An 11,937-nucleotide genomic window follows, 5' to 3' on the forward strand; every position below is an offset into this window, starting at 1 on the left:
GTCACCCCGTCAGCGGGATGTTGCCGCCGCCACCCCAGAACAGGTACGACAGCAACAGGTTGAGCAGCACGATCGTGACGATCGACTGGCGGATGGCCCGGCCCGCCGCCACCCCGACGCCCACCGGGCCGCCCGTGGCGTGGAACCCGTGGAAGCAGTGGATGACGATCACCGCGAACGCGAACACCGCGACCTTGGCGACGCTGAACACGATGTCGCTGACCGGCAGATACAGGTAGAAGTAGTAGTCGTAGACGCCCGGCGCCAGCCCGAACAGCACCGTGCACATCAGCCGCGTGGCGAAGAAGCTGGCGAACAACGCGATCAGGTAGATCGGCACCAGCGCCAGCAGCGCCGCCACGACCCGGGTGCAGATCAGGTAGGTGAAGGCGTTGATGCCCATCACCTCCAGCGCGTCGATCTCCTCCGAGATCCGCATCGCGCCCAGCTCCGCCGTGAACGACGAGCCGACCTGCGCCGCCAGCGCCGTCGCCGCGATGATCGGGGTGATCTCGCGGACGTTGGCGAAGCTGCCCACCAGGCCCATGAACGACTCCGCGCCGATGGCCTGCAACCCCTGGTAACCCTGCAGCCCCACGGTCGCGCCCACGACGAAGGCCATCGTGAACACCACGAAGATCATGCCGCCGCCGATGACCGTCGCGCCGACGCCCACCACCACGTCGCTGACCTGCCGTAACACGACCTTGCCGTACTTGAGGCGGAGCACGACGTCGCGGACGCAGTAGAACAGCACCTTGCCCACGAACAGCGGCCAGTCGGACAGGGACGCGAAGCGCTCGACGGCCCGCAGCGCCGCCGTCACAGCGACCTCGGCGGGTAGGCCAGGAAGTACACCGCGGAGATGACGTAGTTGAAGGTGAAGACCAGCATGAACGTCACCACGGTCGACTGGTTGACCGCCCGCCCCACCCCGACCGGGCTGGTCGCGCACGTCATGCCCTTGTAGCAGGCCACCCCCGCGGCGATGAACCCGAAGATCCACGCCTTGAGCAGCGTCACGTACAGGTCGGATGCCACCACCAGCGACAGCGCCCCGTCGAAGTACGCGCCCGGTGTGACGCCCTGCACCACCACGTTGAAGAAGTAGCCGCCGGCCGCGCCCGCCACGATGACCAGCGGGCACAGGCACACCGCGATCGTGCTCGCCGCCCACATGCGCGGCGTGACCAGCCGGTGGATGGGGTTGACCGACATGACCTCCATCGCGCTCAGCTCGTCGCGGATGTGGCGGGCCCCGATGTCGGAGGTCATGGCGCTGCCGCCGGCCCCGGCGATCAGCAGCGCGCTGGCCAGCGGCGCCACCTCGCGGATGAGGCCGACGAAGACCGCGCTGCCGGTGGCCGACCCGGCGCCCAGCTGCCGGGCCAGCTCGCCCACCTGTAACGCGACGGTGGCGCCGAGCGGCAGGGAGACCAGCAGCACGGGGACGCTGGTGACGCGGGCCAGGAACCAGCACTGGTCGACGAACTCCCAGAACCAGCGCCTGACGTCCCAGCTGCGGCGCAGGCCCTCCAGCACGATGACGAACAGCTCACCGACCTGGCCGAGGGCCGCGCCGGCCCGGCGCCCGACGTACCCGGACCAGGCCATCACCACCTCCGCCGCCTACGGATTGGCAACCCTACTGACGGGTTGTCCAGTAGTCGATGCTCCGGTGAGAATTTGCGGAAAAGGTATGAGAGCCCGGTTCGGACTTGTCAGCCACGCACGAAACGTGTGCGGTCCACTACAAAAGCGTGCCCATCCACGCCTCGATCTCGTCGGGGTGGCGGGGCAGGCCACCGGACAGCAGCTCGGCGCCGTCGGCGGTGATCACCAGGTCGTCCTCGATGCGCACGCCGATGCCGCGCAGCTCCTCCGGCAGCGTCAGGTCGTCGGGCTGGAGGTACAGGCCGGGCTCGACGGTCAGCACCTGGCCCTCCTCCAGCACGCCGTCCAGATAGACCTCGGCCCGCGACTTCGCGCAGTCGTGCACGTCGAGGCCCAGCATGTGGCCGCTGCTGCAGAGCGTGTAGCGGCGGTAGAGGCCGGTCTCCAGTAGCGTGTCGGCCGGCTCCTTCAGCAGGCCCCAGTCGCGCAGCCCCTCGCAGATGACGCGCATGGCCGCCAGATGGAAGTCGCGGAAGCGGGCGCCGGGCCGCAGCGTCGCGATGGCCGCCGTCTGGGCCTCGTAGACCAGCTCGTACACCTGCCGCTGCACCGCGCTGAACCGGCCCGACAGCGGGAACGTGCGGGTGACATCGGCCGTGTAGAGCGTGTCCGACTCGACGCCGGCGTCCATCAGCAGCAGGTCGTCGCGGCGCAGCGGGCCGTCGTTGCGGATCCAGTGCAGCACGCAGGCGTGCGAGCCCGACGCCACGATGCTGTCGTAGCCGACCGCGTTGCCCTCCAGGCGGGCCCGCAGCCCGAACACGCCCTCCAGGTACCGCTCGCCGCGCCGGTGGCCCATCGCCTGGGGGAGGGCACGCACGACGTCCTCGAAGCCGCGCACGGTCGCGTCCACCGCCGAACGCAGCTCGCCCACCTCCCACTCGTCCTTGATCAGCCGCATCTCCGACAGGAACGACTCCAGCTCCGCGTCGCCGCCGCTCCGCTCGACCCTGGCGTCCACCGACGCGTCCACCCCGCGCAGCACCCGCGCCGGGCCCTTCACATCGAGGTCGCGGATGTGGGCGCACTCCACCTGGTACAGCTCGGCCGCCTCCGCCAAGTCGGGGCGCGGGCCCGCCCAGAACTCGCCGTAGCGGCGGTCCCGGTAGAACTCCTGGCCCTCCTCGCGCGGGGCGCGCGGCCTGACGTACAGGACGGCCTCGCCGGACGGCTCGATCACCAGCACGTCGTCCGACTCGCCCGCCCCCGTCAGGTACGAGTACGCGCTGTGCGGACGGAACCGGTAGTCGCTGTCGTTGCTGCGCACCTTCAGCGTGCCCGCCGGGATCACCAGCCGCTCGCCGGGGAAGCGCTGGGCCAGCGCGGCCCGCCGCTTGGCCGCCCACGGCGCGATCGGCAGGGGCGCGATGCCGGCCCGGCGTTCGCCCGCCCACCCCGTCCGCATGAACGCGGCCAGCTCGTCGGTGACGGGCAGATCATGGCTGCCGGTGTTGAGCACCTCGGTCATTTTCACGGTCCCTGAGTGACATGTCGGAGTTCGTACGCAGGCAGCCTACGGGACCCGCTTGACTCCGACCCCACACGCTTGTTTGCTCTGGACGCGGGCTTGGAACACTGAGGGACAGAGGTGATGCACATGCTCATCGGTACGATCCTTCGGAACAAGGGCAGCCACGTGACCTGCGTGTCACCGGCCGCCACCGTGCGCGACCTGCTCGCGGAGCTGGCCGAGCACAACATCGGGGCGGTGGTCGTCTCCTCCGACGGCGTCACCATCGAGGGCATCGTCTCCGAGCGCGACGTCGTACGCCGGCTGCACGACCGCGGCGCCTCGATCCTCGACGCCCCGGTGTCCTCGATCATGACGACCGAGGTGACCACGGTGGGGCCGGGCGAGAACGTCGAGTCGCTGCGCCGTACGATGACCAACCAGCGCTTCCGCCACATGCCCGTCGTCGACGGCGGCCGGCTGATCGGCATCGTGAGCATCGGCGACGTGGTCAAGAGCGCCATCGAGGAGCTGGAGACGGAGAAGGCGTCGCTGGTCGACTACCTTCACCGCTGACCGCCTGTGCTGACCGCCTGTGCTGACTGGGTGGGTTGACAGGGGTGGCACGCTGGGTCCGTGATGTACGGGCCACCTCCCCCTGACTACCCGCAATATCCGCGCGCGACGAGCAGCCCGCCGATCATCGTGCTCGTCTCGGGGCTGGCCGCGCTGCTGGGGTTCCTGCTGGGAGTGTTCGTCGGATTCGGGGCCGGGTCCACGTCGCCGTCGTCGGGGGACGAGCCCGCGCCCAGGGTGACGGTGACGGTCGACTCCAGCCCGTCGGCTCCGGTGGAGAGCAGCGCTCCCGTGCAGCCCGTCCCCACTGATCCGGCGCAGACCGTCCCCACCGGCCCTGCCCAGACCGTTCCCACCGGCCCTGCCCAGACCGTTCCCACTGGCCCTGCACAGACCCCGCCCGACCAGAGCGTGCCGAGTCAGACGCAGCCGGGCGGCGGGACCCTCACCAACCCCATGTCCCTGCGCACCCTCCACGTCAGCACCGACATCCAGCCGGGCACCTATCGCACCACCGGCCCGGCCGCCGGGTTCACGATGTGCTACTGGGCCCGGCTGCGCAGCGCGAGCGGCGACGTGATCGCGGCCGGCATGCCGACGGGCGCCGCCACCGTCACCGTCCAGCCCACGGACAAGGCCTTCCAGACCGGTGGCTGCGCGGAGTGGACGAAGTCGTGACGCGGGTGTTGGCACTGGTAGGGCGAGCGTAGGAGGATGCGCACAGCCCTACCAAGGAGGAAGACATGTCGGTGTTGCAGAGCTTCGTGGACAGCGTGCGCAGCGGGGCGATCGAGGTGATCGACCTGACCGCGCCCCTCACCGCGGAGACGCCGATCCTCCAGCTGCCCGAGCCGTTCGCCAACACCATCCCGTTCCGGCTGGAGGAGATCAGCCGCTACGACGACCGCGGCCCGGCGTGGTACTGGAACGACATCCACACAGGCGAGCACACGGGCACCCACTTCGACGCCCCCGTCCACTGGGTCACCGCCCGCGACGGCCAGGACGTCTCCCAGGTGCCGGCCCGCAGCCTCATCGCGCCCGCCGTCGTGCTCGACTTCGCCGCCGAGGCGTCGAAGGACCCCGACTTCCTCCTCCAGATCGACCACGTGAAGGAGTGGGAACGCGCCAACGGCCCGCTCCCCGAGGGCGGCTGGCTGCTCTACCGCACCGGCTGGGACGCCCGCTCCGCCGACCAGGCCGCCTTCCTCAACGCCGACGACAACGGCCCGCACACGCCCGGCATCTCCTCCGAGTGCGCGCAGTGGCTCGCCTCCGAGACGCCCATCCAGGGCATCGGCGTCGAGACCGTCGGCACCGACGCGGGCGCCGCCCACTCCTTCGACCCGCCCTTCCCCTGCCACTCCTTCCTCCTGGGCGCCGGGAAATACGGCCTCACCCAGCTCCGCAACATCGACCGGCTGCCCGTCACCGGCGCCGTCGTCGTCGCGCCGCCGCTGCCCATCGTCGGCGGCTCGGGCAGCCCCGTCCGCGTGCTCGCCCTGGTGGAACGTTGATCGTCGCCGAGGCCGTCGGCCGCGCCCTGGCAGCCTGCGGGGCCGGGACGGTCTTCGGGGTGGTCGGCAGCGGCAACTTCCACGTCACCAACGCCCTCGTGGCGGCCGGCGCGCGCTTCGTCGCCGCCCGCCACGAGGGCGGGGCCGCCACCATGGCCGACGCCTACGCCAGGATGAGCGGCCGGCCCGGCATCGTCACGGTGCACCAGGGGCCGGGGCTCACCAACGCGCTCACCGGCATCGCCGAGGCGGCCAAAAGCCGCACCCCGATGGTCGTGCTGGCCGGCGAGGCCACCGAGGCGCAGTCCAACTTCCACATCGACCAGGCGGCGCTCGCCACGGCGGTGGGCGCGGTGTCGATGCGCGTCACCAGCGCGGACGAGGCGGCCGCGCAGGCGGTGCGGGCGTACCGGGTGGCGGCGGGGGAGCGGCGGACGGTGCTGCTCAACCTGCCGCTCGACGTCCAGTCCGCCCCTTACACCGGTGCGGTCGAGGTGCCCGCCGCGTCTCAAACGTCCTCGGCGGAGGCTGTGGCGGGCGAGCAGGCCGCCGTGTCTCAGGCCTCCTCGGCGGCCGTGGCGGCGGGCGAGCTGGCCGCCGCGCTGGAGGCGGCCGAGCGGCCGGTGTTCATCGCGGGGCGCGGCGCCCGGCACGGCAGGCGCGAGCTGGAGGCGCTGGCCGAGCGCACGGGGGCGCTGCTCGCCACCTCGGCCGTGGCCAGGGGCCTGTTCCGGGGCAGCCCGTGGGACCTCGACGTCTCCGGCGGCTTCGCCACCCCGCTGGCCGCCGAGCTGATCCGCGGCGCCGACCTCGTCGTCGGCTGGGGCTGCGCGCTCAACATGTGGACCACCCGCCACGGGTCCCTCGTCTCGCCCGGCACCCGGGTGGCGAAGGTCGATCTCGAACCCGCCGCGCTCAAGACCCACGTACCCGCCGACGCCGGCGTGGTGGGCGACGTGGCCCAGGTCGCCGCCGCGCTGGCGGGCGTCGTTCCGGCGAAGGCCGGTTACCGTACGCCTGAGCTGGCCGGCCGGATCCGGGCCGAGGGGCGGTGGCGGGCGGTGCCGTACGAGGACGGCGGCGACGGCGGCCGCATCGACCCCAGGACGCTCACCATCGGCCTGGACGACCTCCTGCCTGCCGAGCGCATCGTGTCCATCGACTCCGGCAACTTCATGGGCTATCCGTCGATGTTCCTGGACGTGCCGGACGAGAACGGGTTCTGCTTCACCCAGGCGTTCCAGTCGGTCGGGCTCGGCCTCGCCACCGCCATCGGCGCCGCGCTGGCCCGCCCCGACCGGCTCCCCGTCGCCGCGCTCGGCGACGGCGGCTTCCTCATGGGGATCGCCGAGCTGGAGACCGTGGTCCGGCTGGGCCTGCCGATGGTGATCGTCGTGTACGACGACGAGGCGTACGGCGCCGAGGTCCACCACTTCGGCCCGCACGACCACCCGCTCGGCACCGTCACCTTCCCACCCGCCGGCCTGGCCGCCATAGCCCGCGGCCACGGCCTCGCCGCCGTGACCGTCACCCGGCGCGAGGACCTGGCAGACGTCTCGACCTGGCTCTCCGGCCCCCGGGACCGCCCGCTCCTGATCCACGCCAAGGTGACCCGCGACCGCGGCTCCTGGTGGCTGGAGGAGGCCTTCAAGGGCCACTGACACCGGGGGTAGCGGGCCTCTTGGGTCGGCGTGAGCCCGCGCCCGCCGTGGGAACCTGCGGTAGGTGCGGGCCTCCAGGGCTGCGGCGAGCCTGTGGGCCGGGGGTGAGGCCGCGCCCGCCGTCAGAATTTGCGGTAGGCGCGGGCCTCCTCGGCCGCGGCGAGCACGTCGGTCAGGGACGAGCCCGCGCCCGCCGTCACCGCCGCCGCGATCGCCCCCTCCAGGAACGGTACGTCGGCCACCACCGCCCGGCACTCCTCGGCCACCAGCCGGGCGGTCAGCACGGAGCTGCCGATGTCGGGGATGAGCAGCACCCCGCGCCCCCCGTCGACGCTGCGCACCGCCGCCTCGACGACGTCCACGCTGGTGCCGAGCCCGCCGTCGGCCGTCCCGCCGGCCGCCGCGAGGGGCACGTCCTCGCCCGCGATGCTCCGGGCCAGCGCCACCGCCTCGGCCGCCAGCCCGGCGCTGTGCGAGACCAGCACCACGCCCACCATCACAGAGCCCCGCCGCCCAACGATCGCACCGCCTCTCCGGCATCATGCCGTGAGGGGGCGCTTGCGGCGCTCATTCCACCACGCTCGCCAGCGCTTCCAGCAGCAGGGCCGCGGAGGCCGCGCCGGGGTCCTCGTGGCCGATGCTGCGCGGGCCGAGGTAGCTGGCCCGGCCCCTCTTCGCCTGCATCGGGATCGTCGACTTGGCCCCCTCCCTGGCCGCGTGCGCCGCCTGCTCCACGGCCCGGCGTACGCCGACGCCGTCGCGTACGGCCAGGGACAGCGCGCGGGAGGCGGGCGCGAGCGCGTCCACCATCGTCTTGTCGCCCAGCGCGGCCTTGCCCAGCCGCTCGACCGCCACCACACCCTCCTCGAACGCCGCCGCGAACCCCGCCAGCGTCACCGGCGACTCGGGCAGCGCCCTGCCCATCTGCCGGAACACCGACCCGTACAGTGGCCCGGCCGCGCCCCCGACGCGGCGGATCAGGGTCACGCCCGCCGTCGTCAGCACCTCGGCGGCCGAGCCGGGCGGGTCGTCGGCCAGCGCCTTGCAGACCTCGGAGAAGCCGCGGTCGAGATTGGTGCCGTGGTCGGCGTCGCCGATGGCCGCGTCCAGCCTGGTCAGGCGGTCGCGTTCGCGGCGGATCAGCCTGGCGCTCTCCTCGAACCAGGCCACGAACAGGTCGGTGTCCATCATCGCCCCCAGCGCAGCCCCGGCGTCTCGACCGGCGCGTCCCATAGGCGGGTCAGCCTCTCGTCCAGCAGGCAGATGGTGACCGAGAAGCCCTGCATGTCCAGGCTCGTCACGTAGTTGCCCACCAGCGAGCGCGTCACCCGCGCCCCCTTGCCCTTGATGTACGCCGCCACCTCGGCGAACACCACGTACAGCTCCGACAGCGGCGTCCCGCCCATGCCGTTGACCATGACCAGCAGGTCGCCCCGCAGCGGCAGGTCACCGTGGATCGCGTCCATCGCCACGTCGGCCAGCTCCCGCGCCGGCGCCAGCGGCACCCGCCTGCGCCCCGGCTCGCCGTGGATGCCGATGCCCAGCTCCACCTCGGCCTCCGGCAGGTCGAAGATGGGCTTGCCGGCGGTGGGCGGCGTGCAGGAGGTCAGGGCGATGCCGAACGAGCGGCTGCGCTGGTTGACCTCCGTCGCCACCGCGGCGACCTCGCCCAGCGGCGCGCCCTCCTCCGCGAGCGCCCCGGCGATCTTCTCGACGAACAGCGTCGCGCCCGTGCCGCGCCGGCCCGCCGTGTAGAGCGAGTCCTCGACGGCGACGTCGTCGTTCACCAGCACGCTCGCCACCTCGATGCCCTCGACCACGTCGGCCGCCATCTCGAAGTTCAGCACGTCGCCGGTGTAGTTCTTGACGATGTGCAGCACCCCGGCGCCGCCGTCCACGCCCGTGGTCGCCGCGATGATCGGGTCGGGCACCGGCGCGGTGAAGATCTCGCCGCAGCAGGCGGCGTCGAGCATGCCGTGACCGACGAACCCCGCGTGCAGCGGCTCGTGCCCCGAACCGCCGCCCGACACCAGGCCCACCTTGCCGGGCCGCGGCCCCTCGGCGCGGTAGACGACCTTGTCGCGGACCCGCAGCGAGGGGTGGGCGGCGACCATGCCGTTCAGCGCGTCGTCAACGACGGAACCGGCCGTGTTGATGAGCTTCTTCATGGTCAAAACATCTGCCCGTTTTCACGACCGCGCAAGCGTCATAACGTGGGCGGGGTGGATGTCGTCTACAGCCCCTACGATCCGGCCATCAACGACGAGCCCTACCCCGTCTACGCCGAGATGCGCGCGGAAGCACCGCTCCACCACAACCCCGACCTCGGCTTCTGGGCGCTGTCCCGGCACGCCGACGTCTCCGCCGCGCTGATCGACAGCGAGCTGCTGTCCAGCGACCACGGCCCCATGCTCGACCCCGGCGCCTGGGGTCCCCACGTACGCGGCTATCTGTCGTTCGTCGCCATGGACCCGCCCCAGCACACCCGCATGCGCGCCACCATCTCGCGCGGCTTCACCGCACGCCGCGTCGCCGCGCTCGAACCCATGATCAGGCAGATCGTCCGCGGGCACATCGAACGGGCCCTCGACCACGGCACGTTCGACTTCGCCCGCGACATCGCCGCCAGGCTGCCGCTCGACGTCATCGCCGGGCTGGTCGGCGTGCCGCCGTCGGACCGCGCGGACATCCGGCGCGACTCCGGCGCGCTCTTCGACGCCGATCCGGCGGGCGCGATGAGCGAGGAGGGTGTCAAGGGCTTGCTCTCGCTCGGGGTCTATTACCGTACGATCATCGCAGAACGCCGGGCCGCGCCCCGCGACGACCTCGTCTCCGTGCTCGTCGCCGACGACGAGCTGACCGACGACGACATCGTGGCGTTCCTCTTCCTGCTCATCGGCGCAGGCGCCGAGACCACCGCCCACCTGCTCAGCGCCGCCTGGTATTGGGCCTGGCGCAACCCCGACCAGCGCGCCGCCGCCTTCGGCGGGGCGATCGACCGGTGGGCCGAGGAGACGCTGCGCTACGACACCCCCGCCCACGGCACCGCCCGCCGCCTCACCCGCGAGACCGAGTGGTACGGCGTCCGCGTGCCCGCCGACGCCAAGATGTGGCTGCTGATCGGCTCCGCCAACCGCGACGAGAGCGTCTTCCCCGACGCCGACGTCTATGACCTGACCCGTGACACCCGCCGCGCCATCAGCTTCGGCGCCGGCCGCCACTTCTGCCTCGGCGCCCCGCTCGCCCGACTGGAGGCCAGGGTCGCGCTGGAGGAGCTCACCCGCGCCGTCACGCCCGACTACGACATCGACGAGAGCGGCATCCGCAGGACCGCGCACGGCAACGTGAGGGGGATGGTCAGCCTCCCCACGTCCGTCAAACCCGCCTGAGTAGGTTACCGTCTGCTCATGGCTGAGATCGTGTACCCGCCGGTGATCGCCGCCGCGCGGACCCTCTTTCGCATGCTCGACATCCGCTTCCACATGGAGGGGACCGAGCACGTGCCGCGGTCGGGGGGAGCGGTGCTGGTCAGCAACCACATCAGCTACCTCGACTTCATCTTCGCCGGGTTCGCCGCGTTGCCGTCGAAGCGCCTGGTGCGGTTCATGGCCAAGCAGGACGTGTTCGAGCACCGCATCTCCGGGCCCCTGATGCGCGGCATGCACCACATCCCGGTCGACCGGGGCGCGGGGGCCGGCTCGTACGCCACCGCCCTGCGCATGCTCAAGGCCGGCGAAGTCGTCGGCGTGTTCGCCGAAGCCACGATCAGCCGCTCCTTCACCGTCAAAGAGATCAAGAACGGCGCCATCCGCATGGCCCAGGCCACCGGCACCCCGATCATCCCCGTCGGGCTGTGGGGCAGCCAGCGCCTGTGGACCAAGGGCCGTCCCCGCAAGCTGCTGCAGCGGCACGTCCCGATGACCATCCTGGTGGGCGAGCCGATCTACCCCAAGCGCGGCGAGAACGTCAACGACCACGTCGCCGACCTGCACGGCCGCCTGTCGGAGCTGGTGGACAAGGCCCAGCGCACCTACCCTGAGGTGCCCCCCGGCGTCTGGTGGCAACCCGCCCACCTGGGCGGCACCGCCCCCACCCCGGAGGAAGCGGAAGCCATGGACGCCGCAGAGGCCGAGGCCCGCGCCAATAAGGAAACCTGACGCCCCACGGTCGCGCCGACGTCCACCCCCCGCCTCGGCCGCGCATGCTCGGGCCGAGGTGTCGGTGGCTTCGGGTCAGATGGCGGCCTGGTAGGTGCTGGCGCGCATGCCGGCCAGGAGGCCTGCCGTCTGGTCCAGGCTGAAGCGGCGGATCGGGTCGTGGTGGAGGAGGCCCTCGATCAGGGGGCGCATCACGCCGGCACGGCGCGGTGGCGGGTAGGGGCCGCTGCGGGCCATGCCGAGCACCGTGGCGGCGTCCTGGCCCGGGTAGGGCGGCTGGCCCTCGATGGCGCTGTAGAGGGTGGCGCCGAAGGACCACATGTCGGCTTCCTTGCTGGCCGGCCCTCCATGCAGCCGCTCGGGCGCCATGAACGCCGGGGTGCCGCGCAGCCGCCGCGAGGTGGTCATGCGGATGTCGCCCTCGGCGGTCGCTATGCCGAAGTCGGTGAGCACCACCCGGTCGCCCGTCAGCATGACGTTGGCGGGCTTGACGTCTCGATGGAGCACCCCCGCCTCATGGGCGGTGCGCAGCGCCGCGAGCAGGTGCTGGCCGATGGCCGCCACCGACTGCGCGGGCAGCGTCCCCACCTGTGAGAGCAACTGGTGCAATGAGAGCCCGTCAAGGTATTCCATCACGATCCAGAGCTTGCCGCTCTCCTCGATCAGGTCGTGCACCGTGACGATGTTGGGGTGCGTCAGCCCGGCAGCCATCCTGGCCTCGCGGAGCACCCTGCGGCGCACCATCTCGACCTCGCCGGTAAGGGTCAGCTCTTTGAGCGCCACCGTACGGTGGAGGAGCTGATCGAACGCCCTCCAGACGACTCCCATACCCCCACGACCGGCCTCCTCGTTCAGGAGGTACCGTCCGCCGATCTCCCGCATACCATCCCCTCAAGCTCGGG

The 11,937-nt window shown here is 71.9% G+C and carries 13 protein-coding genes; 6 read left to right on the forward strand and 7 right to left on the reverse strand.

What is annotated here, in order from left to right; translation table 11 throughout:
• Position 1: 1 nt before the first annotated feature.
• From AB0K12_RS23165 to AB0K12_RS23175, 3 genes are all read right to left on the reverse strand, one after another.
• On the reverse strand, positions 2 to 826 hold the full coding sequence (locus AB0K12_RS23165; protein WP_364564584.1) for an ABC transporter permease: 825 nt from the start codon (positions 824 to 826) through the stop codon (positions 2 to 4).
• A complete protein-coding gene (locus AB0K12_RS23170) occupies positions 823 to 1,614 on the reverse strand; it encodes an ABC transporter permease (protein WP_355421523.1) in 792 nt (263 codons plus the stop codon). Before AB0K12_RS23170 ends, AB0K12_RS23165 begins: the two co-directional genes overlap by 4 nt.
• Before the next feature lie 136 nt (positions 1,615 to 1,750).
• The gene (locus AB0K12_RS23175; protein ID WP_364564589.1) at positions 1,751 to 3,142 is read right to left on the reverse strand and encodes an aminopeptidase P family protein; all 1,392 of its coding nucleotides are present in this window, start codon (positions 3,140 to 3,142) and stop codon (positions 1,751 to 1,753) included.
• Positions 3,143 to 3,271: 129 nt separating this feature from the next.
• Here AB0K12_RS23175 and AB0K12_RS23180 point away from each other — a divergent pair, with 129 nt between their 5' ends.
• The 4 genes from AB0K12_RS23180 to AB0K12_RS23195 all read left to right on the forward strand — a co-directional run bounded on the left by AB0K12_RS23180 (position 3,272) and on the right by AB0K12_RS23195 (position 6,878).
• Complete coding sequence (locus AB0K12_RS23180; protein ID WP_364564592.1) at positions 3,272 to 3,700, forward strand: CBS domain-containing protein; 429 nt, start codon at positions 3,272 to 3,274, stop codon at positions 3,698 to 3,700.
• A 63-nt stretch (positions 3,701 to 3,763) separates the two neighbouring features.
• Entirely contained in the window at positions 3,764 to 4,378 is a 615-nt protein-coding gene (locus AB0K12_RS23185; protein WP_364565018.1) for a hypothetical protein, read from the forward strand.
• Positions 4,379 to 4,443: 65 nt separating this feature from the next.
• Positions 4,444 to 5,217 (forward strand): cyclase family protein, encoded by a 774-nt coding sequence (locus AB0K12_RS23190; RefSeq protein ID WP_364564595.1) that lies wholly within the window; start codon positions 4,444 to 4,446, stop codon positions 5,215 to 5,217.
• A complete protein-coding gene (locus AB0K12_RS23195) occupies positions 5,214 to 6,878 on the forward strand; it encodes a thiamine pyrophosphate-binding protein (protein WP_364564599.1) in 1,665 nt (554 codons plus the stop codon). Before AB0K12_RS23190 ends, AB0K12_RS23195 begins: the two co-directional genes overlap by 4 nt.
• Before the next feature lie 122 nt (positions 6,879 to 7,000).
• Here the strand turns inward: AB0K12_RS23195 and AB0K12_RS23200 are convergent, their stop codons facing one another.
• The 3 genes from AB0K12_RS23200 to dhaK form a co-directional block, all read right to left on the reverse strand.
• Complete coding sequence (locus AB0K12_RS23200) at positions 7,001 to 7,375, reverse strand: phosphoenolpyruvate--protein phosphotransferase (protein WP_364564603.1); 375 nt, start codon at positions 7,373 to 7,375, stop codon at positions 7,001 to 7,003.
• 70 nt (positions 7,376 to 7,445) lie between these two features.
• Positions 7,446 to 8,069, reverse strand: coding sequence for a dihydroxyacetone kinase subunit DhaL (dhaL, locus tag AB0K12_RS23205; RefSeq protein ID WP_364564606.1), 624 nt, complete (start codon positions 8,067 to 8,069; stop codon positions 7,446 to 7,448).
• Positions 8,066 to 9,046, reverse strand: a complete 981-nt coding sequence (gene dhaK / locus AB0K12_RS23210) for a dihydroxyacetone kinase subunit DhaK (RefSeq protein WP_364564609.1) — start codon at positions 9,044 to 9,046, stop codon at positions 8,066 to 8,068. The genes dhaL and dhaK overlap by 4 nt, the downstream gene beginning before the upstream one ends.
• A 54-nt stretch (positions 9,047 to 9,100) precedes the next feature.
• Between dhaK and AB0K12_RS23215 the strand changes: the two genes are divergently transcribed.
• Positions 9,101 to 10,267 (forward strand): cytochrome P450, encoded by a 1,167-nt coding sequence (locus AB0K12_RS23215; RefSeq protein WP_364564613.1) that lies wholly within the window; start codon positions 9,101 to 9,103, stop codon positions 10,265 to 10,267.
• Between the two features lie 18 nt (positions 10,268 to 10,285).
• The gene (locus AB0K12_RS23220) at positions 10,286 to 11,035 is read left to right on the forward strand and encodes a lysophospholipid acyltransferase family protein (protein WP_364564616.1); all 750 of its coding nucleotides are present in this window, start codon (positions 10,286 to 10,288) and stop codon (positions 11,033 to 11,035) included.
• Positions 11,036 to 11,110: 75 nt separating this feature from the next.
• On the opposite strand, the gene AB0K12_RS23225 is transcribed toward AB0K12_RS23220, so the two are convergent.
• Positions 11,111 to 11,917, reverse strand: a complete 807-nt coding sequence (locus tag AB0K12_RS23225; RefSeq protein WP_355421554.1) for a serine/threonine-protein kinase — start codon at positions 11,915 to 11,917, stop codon at positions 11,111 to 11,113.
• Positions 11,918 to 11,937 lie beyond the last annotated feature (20 nt).

Origin of the sequence: Nonomuraea sp. NPDC049419, assembly GCF_040676995.1 — a bacterium.
Lineage (GTDB): Bacteria > Actinomycetota > Actinomycetes > Streptosporangiales > Streptosporangiaceae > Nonomuraea > Nonomuraea salmonea.

Coding starts and splice junctions, on each gene's coding strand:
- AB0K12_RS23170 (WP_355421523.1), bottom strand. CDS start 1,614: ATGGCCTGGTCCGGGTACGTCGGGCGCCGGGCCGGCGCGGCCCTCGGC.
- AB0K12_RS23175 (WP_364564589.1), bottom strand. CDS start 3,142: ATGACCGAGGTGCTCAACACCGGCAGCCATGATCTGCCCGTCACCGAC.
- AB0K12_RS23180 (WP_364564592.1), top strand. CDS start 3,272: ATGCTCATCGGTACGATCCTTCGGAACAAGGGCAGCCACGTGACCTGC.
- AB0K12_RS23185 (WP_364565018.1), top strand. CDS start 3,764: ATGTACGGGCCACCTCCCCCTGACTACCCGCAATATCCGCGCGCGACG.
- AB0K12_RS23190 (WP_364564595.1), top strand. CDS start 4,444: ATGTCGGTGTTGCAGAGCTTCGTGGACAGCGTGCGCAGCGGGGCGATC.
- AB0K12_RS23200 (WP_364564603.1), bottom strand. CDS start 7,375: ATGGTGGGCGTGGTGCTGGTCTCGCACAGCGCCGGGCTGGCGGCCGAG.
- dhaL (WP_364564606.1), bottom strand. CDS start 8,069: ATGATGGACACCGACCTGTTCGTGGCCTGGTTCGAGGAGAGCGCCAGG.
- dhaK (WP_364564609.1), bottom strand. CDS start 9,046: ATGAAGAAGCTCATCAACACGGCCGGTTCCGTCGTTGACGACGCGCTG.
- AB0K12_RS23220 (WP_364564616.1), top strand. CDS start 10,286: ATGGCTGAGATCGTGTACCCGCCGGTGATCGCCGCCGCGCGGACCCTC.
- AB0K12_RS23225 (WP_355421554.1), bottom strand. CDS start 11,917: ATGCGGGAGATCGGCGGACGGTACCTCCTGAACGAGGAGGCCGGTCGT.